14 protein-coding genes and 3 rRNA genes are annotated in these 23,894 nt (G+C 68.8%); 16 read left to right on the top strand and 1 reads right to left on the bottom strand.

Features of this window, described 5'->3' with window-relative positions; all coding sequences use genetic code 11:
* The first annotated feature begins 14 nt into the window (after positions 1-14).
* Positions 15-1,475 carry an NAD-dependent malic enzyme gene (locus AC24HA_RS14165; protein WP_425710076.1) on the top strand — a complete coding sequence of 487 codons (1,461 nt, stop codon included), beginning with the start codon at positions 15-17 and terminating at the stop codon, positions 1,473-1,475.
* A 151-nt stretch (positions 1,476-1,626) separates the two neighbouring features.
* On the opposite strand, the gene AC24HA_RS14160 is transcribed toward AC24HA_RS14165, so the two are convergent.
* Complete coding sequence (locus AC24HA_RS14160; RefSeq protein ID WP_425710077.1) at positions 1,627-2,175, bottom strand: DoxX family protein; 549 nt, start codon at positions 2,173-2,175, stop codon at positions 1,627-1,629.
* A 953-nt stretch (positions 2,176-3,128) separates the two neighbouring features.
* Between AC24HA_RS14160 and AC24HA_RS14155 the strand changes: the two genes are divergently transcribed.
* The 15 genes from AC24HA_RS14155 (at position 3,129) to AC24HA_RS14085 (ending at position 23,892) form a co-directional block, all read left to right on the top strand.
* Positions 3,129-4,649: ribosomal RNA gene (locus AC24HA_RS14155) — 16S ribosomal RNA — on the top strand.
* Between the two features lie 436 nt (positions 4,650-5,085).
* Positions 5,086-8,205: ribosomal RNA gene (locus tag AC24HA_RS14150) — 23S ribosomal RNA — on the top strand.
* A 186-nt stretch (positions 8,206-8,391) separates the two neighbouring features.
* Positions 8,392-8,508: ribosomal RNA gene (gene rrf / locus AC24HA_RS14145) — 5S ribosomal RNA — on the top strand.
* The 16S, 23S and 5S rRNA genes sit together here, the layout of an rRNA operon.
* 202 nt (positions 8,509-8,710) lie before the next feature.
* Complete coding sequence (ilvD, locus tag AC24HA_RS14140; protein ID WP_425709862.1) at positions 8,711-10,414, top strand: dihydroxy-acid dehydratase; 1,704 nt, start codon at positions 8,711-8,713, stop codon at positions 10,412-10,414.
* A gap of 133 nt (positions 10,415-10,547) precedes the next feature.
* Positions 10,548-11,960 carry a hypothetical protein gene (locus AC24HA_RS14135; RefSeq protein WP_425709861.1) on the top strand — a complete coding sequence of 471 codons (1,413 nt, stop codon included), beginning with the start codon at positions 10,548-10,550 and terminating at the stop codon, positions 11,958-11,960.
* Positions 11,961-12,337: 377 nt separating this feature from the next.
* Complete coding sequence (locus tag AC24HA_RS14130) at positions 12,338-14,386, top strand: acetolactate synthase large subunit (RefSeq protein WP_425709860.1); 2,049 nt, start codon at positions 12,338-12,340, stop codon at positions 14,384-14,386.
* Between the two features lie 10 nt (positions 14,387-14,396).
* Positions 14,397-14,921 (top strand): acetolactate synthase small subunit, encoded by a 525-nt coding sequence (gene ilvN / locus AC24HA_RS14125; RefSeq protein WP_425709859.1) that lies wholly within the window; start codon positions 14,397-14,399, stop codon positions 14,919-14,921.
* 136 nt (positions 14,922-15,057) lie between these two features.
* Positions 15,058-16,086, top strand: a complete 1,029-nt coding sequence (gene ilvC / locus AC24HA_RS14120; protein WP_425709858.1) for a ketol-acid reductoisomerase — start codon at positions 15,058-15,060, stop codon at positions 16,084-16,086.
* 123 nt (positions 16,087-16,209) lie between these two features.
* Entirely contained in the window at positions 16,210-17,289 is a 1,080-nt protein-coding gene (locus AC24HA_RS14115) for a 3-isopropylmalate dehydrogenase (RefSeq protein ID WP_425709857.1), read from the top strand.
* Positions 17,290-17,411: 122 nt separating this feature from the next.
* Positions 17,412-18,539 carry a branched-chain amino acid aminotransferase gene (locus AC24HA_RS14110; RefSeq protein ID WP_463648887.1) on the top strand — a complete coding sequence of 376 codons (1,128 nt, stop codon included), beginning with the start codon at positions 17,412-17,414 and terminating at the stop codon, positions 18,537-18,539.
* Positions 18,540-18,555: 16 nt separating this feature from the next.
* The gene (gene cimA, locus AC24HA_RS14105) at positions 18,556-20,145 is read left to right on the top strand and encodes a citramalate synthase (RefSeq protein ID WP_425709855.1); all 1,590 of its coding nucleotides are present in this window, start codon (positions 18,556-18,558) and stop codon (positions 20,143-20,145) included.
* Between the two features lie 182 nt (positions 20,146-20,327).
* Positions 20,328-20,933 carry a winged helix-turn-helix domain-containing protein gene (locus tag AC24HA_RS14100; RefSeq protein WP_425709854.1) on the top strand — a complete coding sequence of 202 codons (606 nt, stop codon included), beginning with the start codon at positions 20,328-20,330 and terminating at the stop codon, positions 20,931-20,933.
* A 9-nt stretch (positions 20,934-20,942) separates the two neighbouring features.
* On the top strand, positions 20,943-21,401 hold the full coding sequence (locus AC24HA_RS14095) for a DUF6176 family protein (protein WP_425709853.1): 459 nt from the start codon (positions 20,943-20,945) through the stop codon (positions 21,399-21,401).
* Between the two features lie 226 nt (positions 21,402-21,627).
* Positions 21,628-23,028 carry an MFS transporter gene (locus AC24HA_RS14090; RefSeq protein WP_487563643.1) on the top strand — a complete coding sequence of 467 codons (1,401 nt, stop codon included), beginning with the start codon at positions 21,628-21,630 and terminating at the stop codon, positions 23,026-23,028.
* A gap of 168 nt (positions 23,029-23,196) precedes the next feature.
* Positions 23,197-23,892, top strand: a complete 696-nt coding sequence (locus AC24HA_RS14085) for a DUF998 domain-containing protein (RefSeq protein ID WP_425709851.1) — start codon at positions 23,197-23,199, stop codon at positions 23,890-23,892.
* Positions 23,893-23,894: the final 2 nt, after the last annotated feature.

The raw sequence follows: 23,894 nt of genomic DNA, 5'->3' as shown, positions 1-23,894 counted from the left end.
CCACGGAGGTCCCTATGGCAGTGCCCAGCCCGTCCTACACCACGACCCTGCGGGTGCTCGTCGGCACCTCGCCGCGCGCGACGGCCGAGGTGGTGAGCGCCGTGGTCGACGCCGGCGGCTCCGTCATGGGCGTCGACGTCGTCCACTCCGGGGCCGAGGGGCTCACGGTGGACATCACGGCGGACACGATCGACGGCGAGCACCTCGAGCGGGTGCGCGACGCCATCGAGGCGGTCGAGGGCGCGAGCGTCTCGAAGGTCTCGGACTCCACGTTCCTCCTCCACCTCGGCGGCAAGATCGAGGTGACCTCGAAGGTCCAGCTGCGCACCCGGCGCGACCTCTCCCGCGCCTACACGCCCGGCGTCGCCCGCGTGTGCAAGGCGATCGCCGCGAACAAGGAGGACGCGCGCAGGCTGACGATCAAGCGGAACACGGTCGCGGTCGTTACCGACGGCACCGCCGTGCTCGGCCTGGGTGACATCGGCCCCGAGGCGTCGATGCCCGTGATGGAGGGCAAGGCCGCGCTGTTCAAGGAGTTCGGCAACGTCGACGCGTGGCCGGTCGCGCTCGACACGAAGGACACCGAGGAGATCATCTCCATCGTCAAGGCCATCGCCCCGGCCTACGGCGGCATCAACCTCGAGGACATCTCGGCGCCGCGCTGCTTCGAGATCGAGGCGCGTCTGCGCGACGAGCTCGACATCCCGGTGTTCCACGACGACCAGCACGGCACCGCCGTGGTCGTCCTCGCCGCCCTCATCAACGCGCTGCGCGTGGTGGACAAGAAGCTCGAGGACGTGAAGATCGCGGTCTCCGGCGTCGGGGCCGCCGGGCACGCGATCATCCAGCTGCTCATCGCCCAGGGGGCCCGCAACATCGTCGCGTTCGGCCGCAACGGTGCTCTGCACTCGGGACACCCGGAGTCCGACCCCCACCGCCAGTGGGTCGCGGACAACACCAACGCCGAGGGCTTCTCCGGCTCCCTCAAGGAGGGCCTCGCCGGCATGGACGTCTTCGTCGGCGTCTCGTCGGCGGACATCCTGAACGGCGACGACGTCGCGACGATGGCCGACGACGCGATCGTCTTCGCGCTCGCGAACCCGGACCCGGAGGTCGACCCGGCGGAGGCGTCGCGCACGGCCGCTGTCGTCGCTACCGGGCGGAGCGACTACCCGAACCAGATCAACAACGTGCTCGCCTTCCCCGGGCTGTTCCGGGGGCTGCTCGACGCCGGGGCGCGGCACATCGACTCCGAGATGCTGCGTGTCGCGGCCGTCGCGATCGCCTCGGTGGTGAGCGAGGACGAGCTCAACCCGTCCTTCATCATCCCCGGCGTGTTCGATCCGCGCGTCGGTGAGGCGGTGGCCGAGGCCGTCCAGGGCTACGCGTCCCAGCAGCTGGCCAAGGCGGCGGGCAAGGCACCGACCGCGAAGACCGAGGCGACGCCGCGCGCCCCGTGGGCAGAGGTCGTCTGATCGCGGCCTGACACCGTGCGGCCGCCACGAGCAGCCCGGCCGCCCCGCACGAACGAAGGACCCGCCCCGGAGGGCGGGTCCTTCGTTCGTGCGGGGCGTGCCCGTACGGGCCTGTCGTCCGTGCGTGCCGGCCGTCTGTGCTGGACGGTCGTCAGCGCAGCCAGCCGTTGCCGACGATGCCACCCCACCACTTGCCGATGCCGAGCGTGTCGCCGGAGAGCGTGAGCGCCGGGATGACGACGAGGAAGCCCTCGAGGACGTGGCTGTCGAGGATGGGGTTCGAGGCGGCGTCGACCGCGAACGGGGGCTGGGCCAGGTACATGAAGAGCAGCAGCAGCGCTCCGGAGACCGCGGCGATCTTCAGGCCGGCCCCGCTGACGAGCGCGACGCCGATGCCGAGCAGACCGGCCATGAACAGGATGTCGCCGAAGGGGTTGGCGAACAGCTCGAAGAAGCCGCCGAGCGGACCGTTGACGGCCACGCCGTTGATGTAGCCCTGGGCCGGCGTGCCGCCGTTGATCCACGAGTTCGCCGACTCGGTAGCGAAGCCGAGACCGAACGTCTTGTCGAGGAACGCCCAGAGGAAGTACAGGCCGATCCCGATGCGGGAGAGCCCGAGGAAGACGCGGGCGGACGAGCTCTTGATGATGTCGTCCTGGTAGATGGTGGCGGACCGCGTGCCGGCGGTGGTGGTGGCCATGGCGAGCTCCTTGTGTCGGATCAGCGGGTGGGCCGCTGCTTGGTCGGTACAGGTAGATCGTGCCCTGCCGGAACGCCACTCTCGTGGGCTAAAGGTCCCAATCGGAGAGATCGTTCGGGAGGTCATCCCTGCGGACCGCTCGGGAGCCGTGTCCCGGCCGCAGACGTGGTGCGAGGACGCGTCCCGGCCTCGGACGCAGGTGGCGTGAGCACCTGTCCCGGCCGCGCCCGGGCGGCGCACTCACATAGCGTCCGGCGCACGGATGGTCGCGGAGTCGGCCCGGCACGCGAGACATGCCGACCTGAAGCACAAGATGCTCGACGAGCAGGGCCGCGACCAACGTGGCGAAGCGACCGCAGCGCCGGCAGCCAACGGCAGTGAACCGTTGGAATCTCGGGCGAAACCAGACCTGTGACCGAGCGCACGGCCCGCTGGCTTGCCGATCGCGAGCCGCCCGGCCTAATCTCTACGAGGCCTGAACGGGAGAGACGGACACCAGCTGGTGGCCGGTCCCGAAGGCCACACCGACAACTACCGGCCCATGGCCAGTGCGCGTCGGTGCCATCATGAAGAACGGCACGTCACGAGCTCGTCGAGAGCAGGTTGACAGCCGGGAAACAGATGGTTAAGGTATTCAAGTTGCCCTGATGCTGTGGGCCTGGGTGTTTCTGGGTCTGGGTGTTGTGGGTGGGTTGTTTGAGAACTCAACAGTGCGTGATTGTTTTTGATGCCATGTGTGTGGGGGTGTCGATGCGTCGTGGCCGGCTCGTTGTGGGTTGGTTGGGTGTGTTGGTGTCCTCGCATGTTTTTGTTTGTTTTTTTGGCTCTGCCAGCTTGTTTTTCCTGGGTTGGTGGGGTTGGTTGGGATCGCCTGGCTCCTTGTTGGGGGTTGGGTTGGTCTTCGTATGGATAGTCGCTCGCGCTGGCCTTGGGGTTGGTGTGGGTGCGAAACTTTTACGGAGAGTTTGATCCTGGCTCAGGACGAACGCTGGCGGCGTGCTTAACACATGCAAGTCGAACGGTGAAGCTCAGCTTGCTGGGTGGATCAGTGGCGAACGGGTGAGTAACACGTGAGTAACCTGCCCTTCACTTCGGGATAACCTCGGGAAACCGGGGCTAATACTGGATATGACATCTGCTCGCATGAGTGGGTGTGGAAAGATTTATCGGTGGAGGATGGGCTCGCGGCCTATCAGCTTGTTGGTGGGGTAATGGCCTACCAAGGCGTCGACGGGTAGCCGGCCTGAGAGGGTGACCGGCCACACTGGGACTGAGACACGGCCCAGACTCCTACGGGAGGCAGCAGTGGGGAATATTGCACAATGGGCGAAAGCCTGATGCAGCGACGCCGCGTGAGGGATGACGGCCTTCGGGTTGTAAACCTCTTTCAGCAGGGAAGAAGCGAAAGTGACGGTACCTGCAGAAGAAGCGCCGGCTAACTACGTGCCAGCAGCCGCGGTAATACGTAGGGCGCAAGCGTTGTCCGGAATTATTGGGCGTAAAGAGCTCGTAGGCGGTTTGTCGCGTCTGCTGTGAAAACGCGGGGCTCAACCTCGCGCCTGCAGTGGGTACGGGCAGACTAGAGTGTGGTAGGGGAGACTGGAATTCCTGGTGTAGCGGTAAAATGCGCAGATATCAGGAGGAACACCGGTGGCGAAGGCGGGTCTCTGGGCCATCACTGACGCTGAGGAGCGAAAGCATGGGTAGCGAACAGGATTAGATACCCTGGTAGTCCATGCCGTAAACGTTGGGCACTAGGTGTGGGGCCTGTTTCCACGGGGTCCGCGCCGTAGCTAACGCACTAAGTGCCCCGCCTGGGGAGTACGGTCGCAAGGCTAAAACTCAAAGGAATTGACGGGGGCCCGCACAAGCGGCGGAGCATGCTGATTAATTCGATGCAACGCGAAGAACCTTACCAAGGCTTGACATATACCGGAAACATCTAGAGATAGGTGCCCCGTAAGGCTGGTATACAGGTGGTGCATGGTTGTCGTCAGCTCGTGTCGTGAGATGTTGGGTTAAGTCCCGCAACGAGCGCAACCCTTGTCCTGTGTTGCCAGCACGTAGTGGTGGGGACTCATGGGAGACTGCCGGGGTCAACTCGGAGGAAGGTGGGGATGACGTCAAATCATCATGCCCCTTATGTCTTGGGCTTCAAGCATGCTACAATGGCCGGTACAAAGGGCTGCGATACCGCGAGGTGGAGCGAATCCCAGAAAGCCGGTCTCAGTTCGGATTGGGGTCTGCAACTCGACCCCATGAAGTCGGAGTCGCTAGTAATCGCAGATCAGCAACGCTGCGGTGAATACGTTCCCGGGCCTTGTACACACCGCCCGTCACGTCACGAAAGTCGGTAACACCCGAAGCCGGTGGCCCAACCCTTGTGGAGGGAGCCGTCGAAGGTGGGACTGGCGATTGGGACGAAGTCGTAACAAGGTAGCCGTACCGGAAGGTGCGGCTGGATCACCTCCTTTCTAAGGAGCATCTGGCACTCACAAACCCCCTTCTGTCCGCTGTCCTGGCACTGCGGGCCGGCCCCCTCTTTTCGGGAGCTGGCCGTGCGTGTGTGCCAGTGGCTGGTGTGGGGGTTGGTTGGTGGGCCGAGTGGCCTGCTGGTTCCGCCCGAGCCGTTGGTGCTTGGGGGTGTGGGTGGTGCTCATGGGTGGAACATCTGAGATGGTCACGCGCTGTTGGGTCCTGAGACCACCCACCCCCACTAGTTGGTGTGGGGTTGGTTGTCTTGGTGCCCTGCTCACCGAGCCTGCCACTGTGTGTGGTGGGGGTTGGTGGGTGTGGGTGGGTTGTTTGAGAACTGTACAGTGGACGCGAGCATCTTTGTATGTTTTGTTGAGTGTTGTGTTCCTTAATTGTGTTCCACCGTCCGCACGCGTGAGTGTGTGGGTGGTGGTGAGGGAAGTTTTTAAGAGCATTCGGTGGATGCCTTGGCACCAGGAGCCGATGAAGGACGTCGTAGCCTGCGATAAGCCGCGGGGAGCTGGCAAACGAGCTGTGATCCGTGGATGTCCGAATGGGGGAACCCGGCCACCGTCATGGGTGGTCACGCGCGCCTGAATGTATAGGGCGTGTGAGGGAACGCGGGGAAGTGAAACATCTCAGTACCCGCAGGAAGAGATATTCCGTGAGTAGTGGCGAGCGAAAGCGGATCAGGCTAAACCGTGCGTGCGTGATGAGCCGGCAGGCGTTGTGCGTGCGGGGTTGTGGGGCATGTCCGTTCCTTTCTGCCGAAAGGGGCGCTGCAGTGATCGTTGTGGGAGCTGAAAGGTCTGGGAAGGCCTGGCGTAGAGGGTGAGACCCCTGTAGGCGTACCGCGACGCGTGTGGTGTGGATGTGTTCCCGAGTAGCACCGGGCCCGTGAAATCCGGTGTGAATCTGGCAAGACCACTTGCTAAGCCTAAATACTACCTGGTGACCGATAGCGGACAAGTACCGTGAGGGAAAGGTGAAAAGTACCCCGGGAGGGGAGTGAAATAGTACCTGAAACCGGATGCTTACAATCCGTCGGAGCCTCCATAGTTGGGGTGACGGCGTGCCTTTTGAAGAATGAGCCTGCGAGTTAGTGGCGTGTGGCGAGGTTAACCCGTGTGGGGAAGCCGTAGCGAAAGCGAGTCCGAACAGGGCGTTTGAGTCGCGCGTTCTAGACCCGAAGCGAAGTGATCTACCCATGGGCAGGTTGAAGCACGTGTAAGAGCGTGTGGAGGACCGAACCCACTTAGGTTGAAAACTGAGGGGATGACCTGTGGGTAGGGGTGAAAGGCCAATCAAACTTCGTGATAGCTGGTTCTCCCCGAAATGCATTTAGGTGCAGCGTCGCGTGCTTCTTGCCGGAGGTAGAGCTACTGGATGGCCGATGGGCCCTACAAGGTTACTGACGTCAGCCAAACTCCGAATGCCGGTAAGTGTGAGCGCGGCAGTGAGACTGCGGGGGATAAGCTTCGTAGTCGAGAGGGAAACAGCCCAGATCATCGGCTAAGGCCCCTAAGCGTGTGCTAAGTGGGAAAGGATGTGGAGTTGCAGTGACAACCAGGAGGTTGGCTTAGAAGCAGCCATCCTTGAAAGAGTGCGTAATAGCTCACTGGTCAAGTGATTCCGCGCCGACAATGTAGCGGGGCTCAAGCACACCGCCGAAGCCGTGGCACCACAGCATGTCCCAAGCCCCCCCTTGTGGGGTGGTTCAGGGGTTGTGGTGGGTAGGGGAGCGTCGCGTGGGAGGTGAAGCTGCGGGGTGACCCAGTGGTGGATCCTACGCGAGTGAGAATGCAGGCATGAGTAGCGAAAGACGGGTGAGAACCCCGTCCGCCGAATGACCAAGGGTTCCAGGGCCAGGTTAATCCGCCCTGGGTTAGTCGGGACCTAAGGCGAGGCCGACAGGCGTAGTCGATGGACAACGGGTTGATACTCCCGTGACCGGCGAAGGACCGCCCATACCGAGCCCGGTGATGCTAACCACCCAAACCACCCTCATCGCCCTTCGGGGCGAGTGGGTGGGGCGCGTGGGACCCGAACCGGTAGTAGGTAAGCGTATTAACAGGGGTGACGCAGGAAGGTAGCCGCGCGATCCTTATGGCTTGGATCGTTCAAGGGTGCAGGGCGAGACACAGGTAAATCCGTGTCTCACATAGCCTCAGGCCGGATGATGACACCGTATGGTGGAAAGTGGTGATCCTCTGCTGCCAAGAAAAGCCTCGACGCGAGGGACTAGCCGCCCGTACCCTAAACCGACTCAGGTGGTCAGGTAGAGAATACTAAGGCGATCGAGATAATCATGGTTAAGGAACTCGGCAAAATGCCCCCGTAACTTCGGGAGAAGGGGGGCCCTATGGGTGATCACCACTTGCGGGTGTGAGCCTGGCGGGCCGCAGAGACCAGGGAGAAGCGACTGTTTACTAAAAACACAGGTCCGTGCGAAGTCGCAAGACGATGTATACGGACTGACGCCTGCCCGGTGCTGGAAGGTTAAGAGGACGGGTCAACCCCCTTGTGGGGGTGAAGCTCAGAATTTAAGCCCCAGTAAACGGCGGTGGTAACTATAACCATCCTAAGGTAGCGAAATTCCTTGTCGGGTAAGTTCCGACCTGCACGAATGGCGTAACGACTTCTCCGCTGTCTCGACCATGAACTCGGCGAAATTGCATTACGAGTAAAGATGCTCGTTACGCGCAGCAGGACGGAAAGACCCCGGGACCTTTACTATAGCTTGGTATTGGTGTTGGTTGCGGCTTGTGTAGGATAGGTGGGAGACCGTGAAGCATGCACGCCAGTGTGTGTGGAGTCATCGTTGAAATACCACTCTGGTCGTTACTAACGTCTAACCTCGGTCCGTGATCCGGATCAGGGACATTGCCTGGTGGGTAGTTTAACTGGGGCGGTTGCCTCCTAAAGAGTAACGGAGGCGCTCAAAGGTTCCCTCAGCCTGGTTGGCAATCAGGTGTTGAGTGCAAGTGCACAAGGGAGCTTGACTGCGAGACAGACATGTCGAGCAGGGACGAAAGTCGGAACTAGTGACCCGGCGGTGGCTTGTGGAAGCGCCGTCGCTCAACGGATAAAAGGTACCCCGGGGATAACAGGCTGATCTTGCCCAAGAGTCCATATCGACGGCATGGTTTGGCACCTCGATGTCGGCTCGTCGCATCCTGGGGCTGGAGTAGGTCCCAAGGGTTGGGCTGTTCGCCCATTAAAGCGGTACGCGAGCTGGGTTTAGAACGTCGTGAGACAGTTCGGTCCCTATCCGCTGCGCGCGCAGGAAACTTGAGAAGGGCTGTCCCTAGTACGAGAGGACCGGGACGGACGAACCTCTGGTGTGCCAGTTGTTCCGCCAGGAGCACGGCTGGTTGGCTACGTTCGGGAGGGATAACCGCTGAAAGCATCTAAGCGGGAAGCCTGCTTCAAGATGAGGTTTCCACCACCGTTTGGTGGGAAGGCCCCCTATAGACCATGGGGTTGATAGGCCGGATGTGGAAGCGACGAAAGTCGTGAAGCTGACCGGTACTAATTGGCCGACAACTTCCAACACACAACACCCCCACACGCGCACCGCGTGCGTACGGGGGTGGGACATGAGGAAGATACGAGCACAACACGCAACAACTTTGCGCGTCCACTGTACGGTTCTGGAACCACCCACCCCCAGACCAGCCACCCCACCAGGTGGTCATGGGTTTGGAGGGTAGATACAACTGGATGATGGTTCCGCCAGGTTACGGCGGCAATAGCGAGGGGGAAACGCCCGGTCCCATTCCGAACCCGGAAGCTAAGCCCCTCAGCGCCGATGGTACTTCACGGGCGACCGTGCGGGAGAGTAGGACACCGCCGTACACACCATTCTGAAGGCCCCCACCACACCGGTGGGGGCCTTCAGCCATTTCTTCGTCCGTTCTCGCACCCGCCGAGACCTCGGCACGCCGCTGTGCCGGGCCCCTGTACGGCCACCAGTCGTGCCGGCGGGCCACCTCAAGGGTTGAACATCGCGGCACTCGTGATGACGACCTGTCTCGATCCTGGACCTAGACTCGCTGGCATGAGCTCCGACGGCGCACCCGACATCAAGCCTCGCTCCAGGCAGGTCACGGACGGCATCGAGGCCACCGCTGCGCGCGGCATGCTGCGTGCCGTCGGGCTGGGCGACGACGACTTCGCCAAGCCCCAGATCGGTGTGGCCAGTTCGTGGAACGAGATCACCCCCTGCAACCTCTCCCTCGACCGGCTCGCCAAGAAGTCGAAGGAGGGCGTGCACGCCGCCGGTGGTTACCCGCTCGAGTTCGGCACGATCTCCGTCTCGGACGGCATCTCTATGGGCCACGAGGGCATGCACTACTCGCTCGTGTCGCGCGACATCATCGCGGACAGCGTCGAGACAGTGATGATGGCGGAGCGCCTCGACGGTTCCGTGCTGCTCGCCGGCTGCGACAAGTCCGAGCCCGGCATGCTCATGGCGGCCGCACGCCTCGACCTGGCCAGCGTCTACGTCTACGCGGGCTCGATCATGCCCGGCTACGCCCGCCTCTCGACCGGGGAGGAGCGGGAAGTCACCATCATCGACGCCTACGAGGCGGTCGGCGCCTGCGCCCGCGGCCTGATGTCCCGCGAGGACGTGACGGCGATCGAGAAGGCCATCTGCCCGGGCGAGGGCGCTTGCGGCGGCTTCTACACGGCGAACACCATGGCCTCCGTCGCCGAGGCCATGGGCATGTCGCTGCCCGGTTCGGCGGCCCCGCCCGCGATCGACCGGCGCCGGGACACCGCCGCCTTCGAGGCGGGCGAGGCGGTCGTCGAGCTGCTCCGCCAGGGGATCACGGCCCGGGACATCATGACCCGTGAGGCGTTCGAGAACGCCATCGCGGTCGTCATGGCGTTCGGCGGCTCGACCAACGCGGTCCTCCACCTGCTGGCCATCGCGCACGAGGCCGACGTGGACCTCGAGCTCGCGGACTTCCAGCGCATGAGCGAGAAGGTCCCGCACCTCGGCGACGTCAAGCCGTTCGGCCGGTACGTCATGAACGACATCGACAAGGTCGGGGGCGTCCCCGTGGTCCTCAAGGCGCTTGACGAGGCCGGGCTGCTCAACCGCGACTGCATGACGGTCACCGGCAGGACGATGGCCGAGAACCTCGAGGCCGTCTCTCCGCCGGACCCCGACGGCAAGATCATCCACCACATGTCCGAGCCGATCGCCAAGCGCGGTGGCATCACCATCCTCAAGGGCTCCCTCGCCCCCGAGGGCGCCGTGGTGAAGTCCGCCGGGTTCGAGTCCGACGTCTTCGAGGGCACCGCGCGCGTGTTCGAGCGGGAGCGGGCCGCCATGGACGCGCTCTCGGACGGCACCATCACCGACGGCGACGTCGTCGTCATCCGGTACGAGGGCCCCAAGGGCGGACCCGGTATGCGCGAGATGCTGGCCATCACCGGCGCGATCAAGGGGGCGGGCCTCGGCAAGAGCGTGCTGCTCATGACGGACGGCCGATTCTCCGGCGGCACCACCGGCCTGTGCGTCGGGCACGTCGCCCCCGAGGCCTCCGACGGGGGGCCGATCGCCCTCGTCCACGACGGCGACCGCATCCGTCTCGACGTCGGCACCGGCACCCTCGACCTGCTCGTGGACGACGACGAGCTCGACCGCCGCCGCGGAACCTGGGAACCAGCTGCCCCGCGGTTCACCACCGGCGTGCTCGGCAAGTACCAGAAGCTCGTCCAGTCGGCCTCCCGCGGCGCGATCCTCGAGTAGACGACGCCGTGGTGCGCCGGCACCGACGGCAGGTGAGAACGCTGTCACTGCGGACTCACTCGCGCGGACTCATCTGTTCCCTAGCGTGGAGGCAGCGCCGGGAGGTTCCCGGCCGACGTGAGGACGCGTAGCCATGACCGACACCCCCGCTCGCCCCGTGCGTTCCGCCGCCGCCCGCATCGCCGCGCGGTACTCGCCGCCGGTCGAACGCCCCACCCGGCCCCTCCGCCCGGTTACCGACGCCCAGGTCGCCACCACCTCGCTCCCGGTTACCGACGCCCAGGCGCCCACCAGCTCGCTGCCGGTCAGCGACCCGAGGGCAGCGACGCCCGCCGAGCCGGACGACGGCCGCGGCGCGGAGCTCGTCGAGCTGTCGCCCCGCGCGGTCGATGTGCCTGTGCGCGGGGACCATGCCACGGCCGCCGAGGGACCTACCGCCGGTCCGACCGCCGCCGACCGGCAAGACCTCGGCCCGTCGGTCGCGCTGCCCCGCCTCGTCGCCGGCGCACGGCTCCTGCACGTGCTCGGTCTCCTCGGGGTCGGGCTCCTCGCCGTCGCGGCCCTCGTGCTCGTCGCCCCCGTCGTCGCTGACCTGACCTCGGCCTCGACGTCGCGTGCGTTCGCCGGCAGCGCCCTCATGGGCGCAGGCGCGATCGCCCTCCTGGGTGTCGCCCGCTGGCTGGACCACCTCCTGTCCGACCGCATCGCCCGCCACTACGCGGAGTCGCTCCTGCACCGGGTGGTCGAGCGGAGCGTCGACCACCCGGCCGCCGTGTCGCGGCTCGGTGCCCACTCGGTCCGTGCGATTCGGGACGCGACCGCCCATCTCCACGCCCGGCTCGTCCCGCTCGCCGTCGTGCTCGTCGGCGCCGCCGTCGCGCTCACGATCGTTCACCGCAGCCTCGCGCTCGTCGCCGCCGCGCCGCTCATCATGCTGGGCGCCGTGGCGGCCGCGACGGCCGCGTCGGCATCCCGCGCCACGCGCGCCGAGCGTCGCGCCAGGCACGAGCTCACCACGGCGCTCGGCTCCGCCCTCTCGCCCCCGGACACCTACGAGGTCGAGCCGGTCGCGTCCCACGTGGTCGTCGCGGGTGCCGAGCACGAGCCGGACGCGGGGGAGGACGCCGTGGCCGACACCCTGGACCCCGACGACGACGAGCTGGCCGGCGCCCGGACGCGCGACCCGGCCGCCCGCGGTGGTGCCGCTGGCGCTGGTGACTCAGCTGGTGCCGAGGCGGACCGTCCCGGCGACCTTCCGGCCGACGTCCGGACCGCGCTCGGGCGGCTCGCCGAGGCCCAGGCCGGGTCGGCCGAGGCGCTGGGCACGCTGCGCGCGGTCGGGCTCGTCGTCGTCGGTTTCGCGCTCGCCGCGGTCGCCGTCGCCGGCCACGCCGCGGGTGTGCCGGTCGGCGAGCTCGCCGGGGCGCTCGTGGTCACCGCTATCGCGGCGACGTCGGCCCTCGACGTCGCCGAGGGAGCCCGGTTCGTCCCGGCGACCGTCGACGCGCGCCGAGCCCTCGGGCGCGCCCTCGCCCACGACGAGTGAGGGCGCCTCGCCCACGACGAGTGAGGGCGCCTCGCTCACGACGAGTGAGGGCGCCTCGCTCACGACGACGGAGCGCGCTGCCGGCCGGGTGGACGGCCCGCAGGCCCCCGTTCCCCAATTCGTCTCACTGATCGGGAACGTGAACCACGATGCAAGACGACTGGCGTCCGCGCGGGCGGCGGGCGTACAGTGCACGTGTGCCCAGGATCAGCATTCTCGTAGTCGGCCGCGCGGCCGACGCTCGTTGAGAGCTGGTCCGGCCGCGCCCCTCGACACCCGCCGGGTCGAGGGGTTTTTGCATGCCCGGCGACACGGCTGACCCGGACCAGGGTCGTCCACGAACCGGCCCCGCGGGCCGGAGAGGCGAAGGAGGGACCATGACGAGCACGTCGCACAGCGCGCCGAGCCATTCCGCGCCCGACGACGAGGCCGCGCGCCACGACGTCGGCGCGGCCGGGACCGGGACCGACGACGCCGTACTCGGGGACGAGGTCGGCGCGCGGCGCAGGGCCGTGCCCGCCAGGGGAGCCACGCCCGGCATCGACCCGGTCGAGGCCGACATCCTCGCGACGGCGGCCGTCGCCGAGCGCACGCTCGCCCACGGTGGCACGGGCGGGACCGGCGTCGTCCTGCGGGGCGGCCGCATCGAGACAGTCGCCCAGGACGCGGAGATCACCGAGCCCTCGACGGGCGCCCGCAACATCGTCCGCGCCCTCGAGGAGCTGGGCGTCGACACGATCTTCGGGATCCCTGGCGGCGCGATCCTGCCGACGTACGACCCGCTGTTCCAGTCGGACAAGGTGCGGCACATCCTCGTCCGCCACGAGCAGGGCGCCGGCCACGCGGCCGTGGGCTACGCGGCGGCGACCGGCCGGACGGGCGTCTGCATCGCCACCTCGGGGCCGGGGGCGACCAACCTCATCACGGCCATCGCGGACGCCAACATGGACTCCGTCCCGCTCGTGGCCATCACCGGCCAGGTCGGCGCGGCGGCGATCGGGACGGACGCCTTCCAGGAGGCGGACATCGTCGGCGCCACGATGCCGCTGACCAAGCACTCCTTCCTCGTCACGGACCCGGACGAGATCCCGGCCCGCATCGCCGAGGCGTTCCACCTCGCCGCCACGGGCCGACCGGGCCCGGTGCTGGTCGACGTCGCCAAGTCCGCCCAGCAGGCCGAGGCGGACTTCGTGTGGCCGCCGGTGATGGACCTGCCCGGCTACAAGCCGACGGTCAAGCCGCACGGTCGTCAGGTCAAGGAGGCGGCCCGGCTCATCGCCTCCGCCTCGCGCCCCGTCCTCTACGTGGGTGGCGGCGTCATCCGTGCGCAGTCCACCGACGCGCTCGCCGAGCTCGTCGAGGTCTCGAACGCCGCGGTCGTCACGACGCTCATGGCCCGCGGCGCGTTCCCGGACTCGCACCCGAACAACGTCGGCATGCCCGGCATGCACGGCACCGTCGCTGCGGTGGCGGCGCTGCAGAAGGCCGACCTCGTCGTCGCGCTCGGGGCCCGGTTCGACGACCGCGTGACCGGCCGCCTCGACAGCTTCGCCCCGCTCGCGAAGATCGTGCACGCGGACGTCGACCCGGCGGAGATCTCGAAGAACCGTCGCGCCGACGTCCCGATCGTCGGGGACCTGTCCGAGACGATCCCTGCCCTCACGGCGGCGCTGCGCGACGCCCAGGTCCAGCACGGCGAGCCCGAGGTCGCGGCCTGGTGGGACCAGCTCACCGACCTGCGCACCCGCTACCCGCTGGGCTGGGCGCCCACGGCCGACGGCCAGCTCGCGCCCCAGCACGTCATCTCGCGCCTCGGCGAGCTCGCCGGACCGGACGCCGTCTACGCCGCGGGCGTGGGGCAGCACCAGATGTGGGCCGCCCAGTTCATCAGCTACGAGAAGCCGCGCACGTTCCTCAACTCCGGCGGCCTGGGCACGATGGGCTACGCGGTCCCGGCCGCCATGGGAGCCAAGGCCGCCCTGCCGGACACGCCGGTCTGGGCGATCGACGGCGACGGCTGCTTCCAGATGACCAACCAGGAGCTGGCCACCTGCGTGCTGGACCAGATCCCCATCAAGGTCGCGATCATCAACAACTCCTCGCTCGGCATGGTCCGCCAGTGGCAGACCCTGTTCTACGAGAGCCGCTACTCGTCGACCGACCTGCACACCGGGCACGACACGGTGCACATCCCGGACTTCGTCAAGCTCGCGGAGGCCTACGGATGCGTGGCGATCCGGGTGACCAAGGTCGATGAGATCGACGCCGCGATCGAGCGCGCGATGGAGATCAACGACCGCCCGGTGGTCATCGACTTCGTCGTCAGCCGCGACGCGATGGTGTGGCCGATGGTCGCCTCCGGCGTCTCCAACGACGAGATCCAGTACGCCCGTGGGCTCACGCCCGACTTCGAGCACGAGGACTGAGGGGAAGGACATGAGCACCAGGCACACGCTGTCCGTTCTGGTCGAGAACAAGCCCGGCGTCCTCACGCGCGTCACCGCGCTGTTCGCCCGTCGCGCGTTCAACATCCACTCGCTCGCGGTGGGTCCCACCGAGCGGGAGGACGTCTCGCGCATCACGGTGGTCGTCGACGCCGCCGAGCTCCCGCTCGAGCAGGTCACCAAGCAGCTGAACAAGCTGATCAACGTGCTGAAGATCGTCGAGCTCGAGCCGGGGAACACCGTCGAGCGCGAGCTCCTGCTCGTCAAGGTCCGCGCCGACGACGCCTCCCGCACCGCCGTCCTCCAGGTCGTCGAGCTGTTCCGCGCGCACGTCGTCGACGTCGCGCCGGAGGCCGTGACGATCGAGGCCACGGGCGGCGACGCCAAGCTCGACGCCCTGCTCACGGCCCTCGCGCCGTACGGCATCCGTGAGATCGTGCAGTCGGGCTCCGTGGCGCTGGCGCGCGGCTCGCGCTCGCTCACGGACCGCACGCTGGACCGCGTGCGCAGCGCCTGACCGGGCGCCCGGCGCACCGCACGCACACGCGCGCACGCACCACCCGCGCGTGATGCCGGCGCTCCCGCACCGGCGCCCGCACGACCGACGACCTGCACGAACACGACCGAGCACCAACGAACGAAGGAGGGCCCTCGTGGCCGAGCTGTACTACGACGACGACGCCGATCTGTCGATCATCCAGTCCAAGAAGGTGGCCGTCATCGGCTACGGCAGCCAGGGGCACGCGCACGCGCTGAACCTGCGGGACTCGGGCGTCGAGGTCGTCGTCGGCCTGCGCGAGGGGTCCTCCTCCCGCGCGAAGGCGGAGGAGCAGGGCCTCGCGGTCGCCACCGTGGCGGACGCCGTCTCCGGCGCCGACGTCATCATGGTCCTCGCCCCGGACCAGCACCAGCGCACGATCTACTCCGAGGACATCGAGCCGAACCTCAAGGACGACGCGGCGATCTTCTTCGCCCACGGCTTCAACATCCGGTTCGACCTCGTCACGCCGTCCGCCGGCCACGACATCGCCATGGTCGCCCCGAAGGGCCCGGGCCACACGGTGCGTCGCCAGTACGAGGACGGCCGCGGCGTGCCGGTCCTCCTCGCGGTCGAGCAGGACGCCTCGGGCACGGCCTGGGACCTCGCGGCCTCCTACGCGAAGGCGATCGGCGGCCTGCGCGCCGGCGGCATCAAGACCACCTTCACCGAGGAGACCGAGTCCGACCTGTTCGGCGAGCAGACCGTGCTCTGCGGCGGCGTCAGCCAGCTCGCGCAGTACGGCTTCGAGGTCCTCACCGAGGCCGGCTACCAGCCGGAGATCGCCTACTTCGAGGTCCTGCACGAGCTCAAGCTCATCGTCGACCTCATGTACGAGGGCGGCATCGCCAAGCAGCGCTGGTCGGTCTCGGACACCGCCGAGTACGGCGACTACGTCTCGGGCCCGCGGGTCATCACCCCCGAGGTCAAGGACAACATGGTCGCGGTGCTCGCGGACATCCAGTCCGGCGCCTTCGCCGAGCGCTTCATCGCGGACCAGGACGCGGGCGGCCCCGAGTTCGCCGCGCTGCGCAAGAAGGGCGAGCAGCACCCGATCGAGGCGACCGGCCTCGAGCTGCGCAACCTGTTCTCCTGGGTCGAGACCCGGGACGCGGACTACACCCAGGGCCAGGTCGGTCGCTGACCGGCTGCCCGCACGAGGAGCTCGACCCGGCCCGGCCCGTCGCCCCGCGCGGCGGGCCGGGCCGGGTCGGCCCGGCATGATGAACGGGGCCGCCAGGCCCGCACGGACGTGGAGAGGACAACTGTGAGCGAGCAGCGCGAGATCGACCTGGGTGTCGTCGGTGGCGACGGGATCGGCCCGGAGGTGGTGGCCGAGGCCCTCAAGGTCGCGCGCGCCGCGCTGGACGGGTCCGGCGTCACCCTGCGGGAGACCCCGTACGACCTCGGCGCCGCCCGCTGGCACCGCACCGGGGAGACGATCACCGACGCCGAGGTGGCCTCCCTGCGTGAGCACGACGCGATCCTGCTCGGGGCCGTCGGCGACCCCGGTGTCCCCTCCGGCGTCCTCGAGCGCGGCCTGCTGCTGCGCTTGCGCTTCGAGCTCGACCACTACGTCAACCTGCGGCCCGCGAAGCTGCTGCCCGGGGTCGCCACCCCGCTGGCCGACCCCGGTGCCATCGACCTCGTCGTCGTGCGGGAGGGCACCGAGGGCCCGTACGTGGGCAACGGCGGCGCGTTGCGCGTGGGCACGCCCAACGAGCTGGCCACCGAGGTCTCGGTCAACACCGCGTTCGGGGTCGAGCGCGTGGTCCGCGACGCGTTCGCCCGCGCGCAGGCCCGGCCCCGCAAGAAGCTCACCCTGGTCCACAAGCACAACGTCCTCGTGCACGCCGGCCACCTGTGGCGGCGCACGGTCGACGCCGTCGCCGCCGAGTACCCCGAGGTCGCGGTCGACTACGCCCACGTCGACGCGACGATGATCTACCTCGTCACGGACCCGTCGCGGTTCGACGTCATCGTCACCGACAACCTGTTCGGCGACATCGTCACGGACCTGGTCGCCGCCGTCACCGGCGGCATCGGCCTGGCCGCGTCGGGCAACGTCAACCCCGACCGCACCTCGGCGTCGATGTTCGAGCCCGTCCACGGCTCCGCCCCGGACATCGCGGGCACCGGGAAGGCCGACCCGACCGCCGCGATCCTGTCGGCCGCTCTCATGCTCGAGCACGTCGGCCAGGGCGCGGCCGCCGCGCGCATCGAGGCGGCCGTCGAGGCCGACGTCGCCGCCCGCGCCGGCGCCACGCGCACCACGAGCGAGATCGGCGACGCCGTCGCCGCCGCCGTCACCTCCGACGCGCTGGCCACCACCGGGGGCGAGCGATGAACGCCGAGGAGCCCACCGCCGTCGGCCAGGAGGTCGGCGACGCCCAGGTCAGCCAGGGCGAGCCCGGCGACGCGACCACGCCCGGCGGTCTTCCGCTGCCCGCGCGCGGCACCGGCCTGGACATGCCCGGGACGCCGTCCGCCGACCTGCCGCCGGCCGGCGAGCTGGCCGCGCGCGTGGCCGGCGGCCGCAACCCGAACCCCGCCGACGACGCGCGGTACGCCGAGATCATGGGCGACCTGTCATTCGGCACGGCGTTCACGGACCACATGGTCCGGGCCACCTGGACCCACGACGACGGATGGGGGCCCCTGCGCCTCGAGCCGTACGGGCCGCTGCAGCTCTCGCCCGCCGCCTCCGTCCTGCACTACGGGCAGGAGGTCTTCGAGGGCCTCAAGGCCTACCGCTGGGAGGACGGCTCGGTGCGCACCTTCCGGCCCGGCTTCAACGCCGCCCGGCTCGCGCACTCCGCGCGGCGGCTCGCGCTGCCCGAGATGCCGGCCGAGGACGTCGTCGCGTCGATCGCCGCGCTCATGAGCGTCGACGAGCGGTGGGTCCCCTCGGACGAGGGGGCGTCGATGTACCTGCGGCCGTTCATGTTCTCCTCCGAGCCCTTCCTCGGCGTGCGCGCCGGGCGCCAGGTCGAGTACCTGCTCATCGCCTCGCCGGTGGGCCCCTACTTCGTCCACGGGTTCGAGCCCGTCGGCATCTGGGTCTCCTCGACCTACCACCGGGCCGGCGTCGGCGGCATGGGCGACACCAAGACCGGTGGCAACTACGCCGCCTCCCTGCTGCCGCAGGCCGAGGCCTACGAGAAGGGCTTCGAGCAGGTCCTCTTCCTCGATGCCTCGACCAACACGTACGTCGACGAGCTGGGCGGGATGAACCTCGTCGTCGTCGGCTCCGACGGCACCGTCCGCACGCCTGACCTCACCGGCACGATCCTCCGCGGCGGCACCCGGGACGCGCTGCTCACGCTGCTGGCCGAGTCCGGCCGCGAGGTCCGCGAGGAGCCGATCGCCCTGGCCGACCTGCTCGCCGACATCCGCTCGGGCGCCGTCGCCGAGGTGTTCGCCTGCGGCACCGCCGCGGTCGTCACGCCGATCGGGCGCCTGGCGGGGGAGGACTTCGACGTCACCGTCGCCGACGGTCAGCCCGGCCAGGTCACGCGGTCGCTGCACGCCGAGCTGACCGACATCCAGTACGGCCGCGCGGCGGACACCCACCAGTGGATGTATCGGCTCGTCTGAGCAGGAGCGGACCCGAATGACGCACGAGCTGCACGTCTACGACACGACCCTCCGGGACGGCGCCCAGCAGGAGGGCATCAACCTCACCGTCACGGACAAGCTGGCGATCGCCGCGCTCCTGGACGAGCTGGGCGTGGACTACATCGAGGGCGGCTGGCCGGGCGCCATCCCGCGGGACACGGAGTTCTTCCAGCTTGCCGAGAAGGAGCTCGAGCTGACCCACGCGCGGCTCGCGGCCTTCGGCTCGACGACGAAGCCCGGCGTGCCCGCGGCCGAGGACGCCCAGGTCCAGGCGCTGGTGGAGTCCGGCGCCGGCGTGCTCACGCTGGTGGCGAAGTCGGACTCCCGGCACGTCGAGCGCGCGCTGCGCACGTCCCTCGAGGAGAACCTGCGGATGGTGCGGGACACCGTCTCCCACCTCGTGGGTCTGGGCCGGGAGGTGCACGTCGACTGCGAGCACTTCTTCGACGGTTACCTGCACGACCCCGGGCACGCGCGCGACGTCGTGCGGACCGCGCTCGAGGCCGGTGCCACGACCGCGGTCCTGTGCGACACCAACGGCGGGACGCTGCCCGACGAGGTCGGCCGGATCGTCGCCGAGGTGCACGGTGCGGTCGAGGGGCGGATCGGGATCCACACCCACAACGACGCCGGCACCGCCGTGGCCTCGTCGATCGCAGCGGTCGACGCCGGGGCGAGCCACGTCCAGGGCTGCGTCAATGGGTACGGCGAGCGCACCGGCAACGCCGACCTGGTGGCGGTGATCGCAAACCTCGAGCTCAAGCGGGGAATCGTCGGCATCGGACCGGACCGGCTGCGCGAGGCGACGCGGATCAGCCACCAGATCGCCGAGCTGACCAACATCCCCGCGTTCTCCCGGCAGCCCTACGTGGGGTTCTCCTCGTTCGCGCACAAGGCGGGCCTGCACGCGTCGGCGATCCGGGTGGACCCGGACCTCTACCAGCACGCCGACCCGGCGGCCGTCGGCAACGACATGCGGATGATCGTGTCCGACATGGCGGGGCGGGCCTCGATCGAGCTCAAGGGCCGCGAGCTCGGGTTCGACCTCGCCGGCCGCTCCGAGCTGCTCACCCGCGTGACCGAGCGCGTGAAGGCGGCGGAGGCGCGCGGGTACACGTACGACGCTGCGGACGCCTCGTTCGAGCTGCTCCTGCGTGAGGAGCTGGGGGAGGGCGGCGCGGAGGCGTACTTCGACGTCGAGTCCTGGCGTGCACAGGTCACCTCGCTCGACGGTCGGGGACGGACCGAGGCCGAAGCGACGGTCAAGCTGCGCACCGGCCGGGGCCGGATCGTGCGCACGGGGGAGGGCAACGGGCCGGTCAACGCGCTCGACCACGCCCTGCGCGAGGCGCTGGTGGACACCTACCCCGAGATCGAGGCGTTCGCGCTCGTCGATTACATGGTGCGCATCCTCGACTCCCAGCAGGGCACCGACGCGTCGGTGCGCGTGCTCGTGCGGTCGTCCGACGGGGTGCGGTCCTGGTCGACGGTCGGGGTCGGGACTGACGTGGTCGAGGCGTCCTGGGAGGCGCTCGTGGAGTCGTTCGTCTGGGGACTCGTGCACGCCGAGGTCGCGCCGCGCTGAGTCCGGTGTGAACCGGCGCGGGCGCTCGGTGCCGTCCGAGCGCGTAGGTCGGCCCTCAGGGCAGCGCCGACGGGCCCGGACCGGAACACTCGTCGTCGTCGGATCCGGATGCATGTACCGGCGACGGGCCCGGATGTGTGTACGGACGACCTCTCGGTAAGACGGACAATATTGTCCGTTTCATGAGAACTCAGCCCCCGTTGACTGCGCCCATCTTCCGGTCGGAGGGCCAGGCGCGGATCCTGTCCGAGATCCTGCTCGGCGACAGGGAGCTGGGTGTCACCGATCTGGCGGCGGCTACCGAGCTCGCCTATCCCACGGTGCACCGCGAGGTCGAGCGGCTGGTGGACGCCGGCATCCTGGCGGAGCGCCGCGTCGGCCGCACCAGGCTCCTGCGCGCCGACGAGGACAGCCCGCTCGTGCCCCCGCTGCGGGAGATCCTGCTCGTGTCCACCGGCGTCGTCGCGGCGCTCGGGCATGCGCTGTCGGCGGTCGACGGGATCGACCAGGCGTTCATCCACGGCCCCTTCGCGGCCCGGGCCCGTGGCATCGAGGGACCGGCGCCCAGGGACATCGACGTCATGGTGATCGGCCCCGCCGATGCGGAGGAGGTCTTCGAGGTGTGCGAGATCGTCGAGCCGGTCGTCAGGCGCGCTGTCCGCCCCACCGTCATGACCAACTCGGAGTGGGTGGCGGCGCCGGACGTCCGTGCGCGGGTCACCGCAGGCCCGGTGCTCGACCTCATCGGAGACCGGCCGCAGTGGGGCCGAGCGAACGACGGCTCGTAGGGTCGGCGGATGGAGCCCATCCCGTTCCGACCGACCGACGACGACCGGGGCCGCCACCCGATGCCCGCGTCGGTGCCGCCCGGGCTGCGCCTCGAGCTGAGCCGTGCCAGGCTGCTCGACGGCGCGGAAGCCACGTTCGACGAGTGGATGTCCACGCTGCACGACCGCTACGACGAGTGCGAGGCGACGCTGGCCGACGAACGTGTCGCGTTCGAGGCGACGTTCCTCAACCGCGAGGCCGACGGCTCGATGTGGATGTACCACCTCACACTGCTCGGCGAGGACTCCCGCGGGCTCGACCCGACGGCGAGCAGCATCGACGCCGACCACGAGGCCTACGCCCGGCGCACGAAGGAACGCGGCTGGGAGGAGCTCGCCCCCACGTTCCTTCTCGCCCCGCCGCACATCCGCGAGGCCATGCGGCAGTGGGGGACGACCGGTACGGGCGGTGGTGACGCCACGGCATGACCTCGGTGGAGCGACGCGACGGCGGGACCTGATCACCCCGGCGCCATGCTCGGCGTGCGACGTAGGCTGGCCGGGACGACGAGCGCGGGGCGGGAGCGCCCTTCGTCGTCGGGCATGTCCGTGCGGCGCGCGCCCACGGCCAGGAGGAGGGAGCTGATCGGTGCGGGCCGAGACTGAGCCGGACCGGTCGGTCGACGCCCCGGACCCCGCGCGCTGGCGGATCCTCATGGTGGTGCTCGGCGCCATCTTCATGTCGCTGATCGCGGTGAGCATCGTCAACGTCGCGCTGCCGTCGATGCAGGAGGGGCTCGGCGCCTCGGCGTCGGACCTGCAGTGGGTGCTGTCCGGGTATGCGCTGACGTTCGGCGTCGTGCTCGTGGCCGCCGGCCGCGCGGGCGACGTCATGGGCCGCGGCGGCATCTTCCTCATCGGGCTGGCCATCTTCACCGCCTCCTCGATCGCCGCCAGCGCGGCGCCCAGCTCGGAGTGGCTCAACATCACCCGGTTCGTCCAGGGCGTGGGCTCGGGCCTCATCAACCCGCAGGGCGTCGGGATGATCCAGCAGTACTTCCGCGGCGCCGAGCGCGCCCGCGCGTTCGGCTACTTCGGCGCGGCGGTCGGGGTCTCGGTGGGCATCGGCCCGGTGCTCGGCGGCGTGCTCATCAACGCCGGCGGCCCCGAGCTCGGCTGGCGGCTGACGTTCCTCGTCAACGTGCCCGTCGGGATCGCCACGATCGTCCTGGGGCTGCTGTGGTTCCCCAGGCCTCTCATCCGCTCCCGTCGGCACGCCGACCCCGCCACCCGGGCCGAGCGCTCGCTGGACCCCGTCGGTGCGCTGCTCCTCGGCGCCGCGGTCCTCGCGATCCTGCTGCCGTTCATGGAGGGGCGCGGGTCGGCGATCCTCTGGCTGCTCGTGCCGGTCGGGCTGCTGCTCGTGCGTGTCTGGGTGTGGTGGGAGCGGCGGTACGCGCGCACCGGGCGCAGTCCGATGGTGGATCTCAGCATCTTCCGCACCCGCAGCTTCAGCAACGGGGCGCTGATGATCACCCTGTACTTCCTGGGGATGACGAGCGTGTGGGTGCTCGTCGCGCTGTACATGCAGCAGGGCGACGGGCGGTCCGCGCTCGAGGCCGGGACTATCGGGTTGCCGTCGGCGGTGCTGTCGGCGATCGGTGCGAACTGGGCGGGCAAGCGCGTGCTGACGTATGGGCGCAAGCTGGTGATCGGTGGCCTGCTCGTGGCCCTGGTCGGCCTGCTGCTGAGCATCGTGGTGGTGGTCCTGCATGACGTCGCGGGCCTGAGCGTCTGGTGGCTCATGCTGTCCCTGTCCTTCATCGGGGCCGCGCAGGGCTGCGTGGTCAGCCCGAACCAGACGCTCACGCTCGCGGAGGTGCCGCTGCGGTATGCGGGCAGCTCGGGCGCGATCATGCAGACCGGTCAGCGGATCGGGACGTCGATCGGGATCGCGGTGATCACGGCGGCGGTGTTCAGCACGCTCGAGGTCACCGACTGGCCGACGGCGGCGTCGGTCGGCTTCGGCCTCGTGACGCTGGTGGTCGTGGCGACGCTCGTCGTGGCGATCAAGGACCAGCGCGACCGGCGGGCGGGTGGCACGCCGACGGTGTGAGGGTGCGGGGCCGGGCCGGTCCTGCGCAGGGCGAATGGACCAGCCGGCCGGGGACACGGGTCGGCAGGTCGCACGAGTTGTCGCGGGCGAGTCATGCTCCGAGCTCGACGAGGACGGCAGCCTGGTCATCCGGCTGGCGCGCACCTGCCCGATCTGTTTGCATACAGCATGCGAAAACACTGGTGGCCGATCGCAGGCATCGTGTGGATCGTCTCCGGCCTGGCCGCCGTCGGGGCGGAGCTCTGGTCGGGCGTCCGCTCGTCCGCCCCGTACTCCTTCGCGGAGCAGGCGATCAGTGACCTCGGGTGGGTCGGCTGCGGCGCGTCCGACGCCTACCCGGACGGGCCCGTGGAGATCTGTTCACCTGAGCACACGGTCCTCAACGTCGCGTGGATCGTCACCGGGTTGGCGTTCGCCGCGGCTGCCCTCGCGCTGCGTCGGGTCCTGCCGGTTGGCAAGCGCGGCGGGATCGGGGCGTGGCTCCTCGTCGCCGGCGGGCTGGGGCAGGCGGGCGCCGGGCTGTGGCCCTCGGACGTGGACCTCACGCTCCACACGATCATCGCGATGATCGGTTTCCTCGCCCAGAGCGTGGCCCTGATCCTCATCGGCTCGGGCTGGCTCCGGTCGCGCGCCGCGCTCGGCCGGACCACCCTGATCGCGGGCATCGTGACGATCTTCGGGCTCCTCCTGCTCATGGCGCCGACGGCATGGTCGCTACCGTTCGGCATCCTCGAGCGGGCCGCCGCGTGGCCGTTCCTCCTGTGGCTGGTCCTGGCCGGTGCCGCGGCGATGCGGGCCTCTCGGGCGCCCGACGCCCGTGGTGCGCGCGGCGGCAGTCCGGCTCCCCGCGCGGCGGGACGGTAGCG

The sequence above is a fragment of the Georgenia sp. Z1491 genome (assembly GCF_057652395.1).
Note: the sequence above shows the minus strand (reverse complement) of the source record. Positions and strands in the feature narration are given on the sequence as shown.

Coding starts and splice junctions, on each gene's coding strand:
- AC24HA_RS14165 (WP_425710076.1), top strand. CDS start 15: ATGGCAGTGCCCAGCCCGTCCTACACCACGACCCTGCGGGTGCTCGTC.
- AC24HA_RS14160 (WP_425710077.1), bottom strand. CDS start 2,175: ATGGCCACCACCACCGCCGGCACGCGGTCCGCCACCATCTACCAGGAC.
- ilvD (WP_425709862.1), top strand. CDS start 8,711: ATGAGCTCCGACGGCGCACCCGACATCAAGCCTCGCTCCAGGCAGGTC.
- AC24HA_RS14135 (WP_425709861.1), top strand. CDS start 10,548: ATGACCGACACCCCCGCTCGCCCCGTGCGTTCCGCCGCCGCCCGCATC.
- AC24HA_RS14130 (WP_425709860.1), top strand. CDS start 12,338: ATGACGAGCACGTCGCACAGCGCGCCGAGCCATTCCGCGCCCGACGAC.
- ilvN (WP_425709859.1), top strand. CDS start 14,397: ATGAGCACCAGGCACACGCTGTCCGTTCTGGTCGAGAACAAGCCCGGC.
- AC24HA_RS14110 (WP_463648887.1), top strand. CDS start 17,412: ATGCCCGGGACGCCGTCCGCCGACCTGCCGCCGGCCGGCGAGCTGGCC.
- cimA (WP_425709855.1), top strand. CDS start 18,556: ATGACGCACGAGCTGCACGTCTACGACACGACCCTCCGGGACGGCGCC.
- AC24HA_RS14100 (WP_425709854.1), top strand. CDS start 20,328: ATGAGAACTCAGCCCCCGTTGACTGCGCCCATCTTCCGGTCGGAGGGC.
- AC24HA_RS14095 (WP_425709853.1), top strand. CDS start 20,943: ATGGAGCCCATCCCGTTCCGACCGACCGACGACGACCGGGGCCGCCAC.
- AC24HA_RS14090 (WP_487563643.1), top strand. CDS start 21,628: ATGGTGGTGCTCGGCGCCATCTTCATGTCGCTGATCGCGGTGAGCATC.
- AC24HA_RS14085 (WP_425709851.1), top strand. CDS start 23,197: ATGCGAAAACACTGGTGGCCGATCGCAGGCATCGTGTGGATCGTCTCC.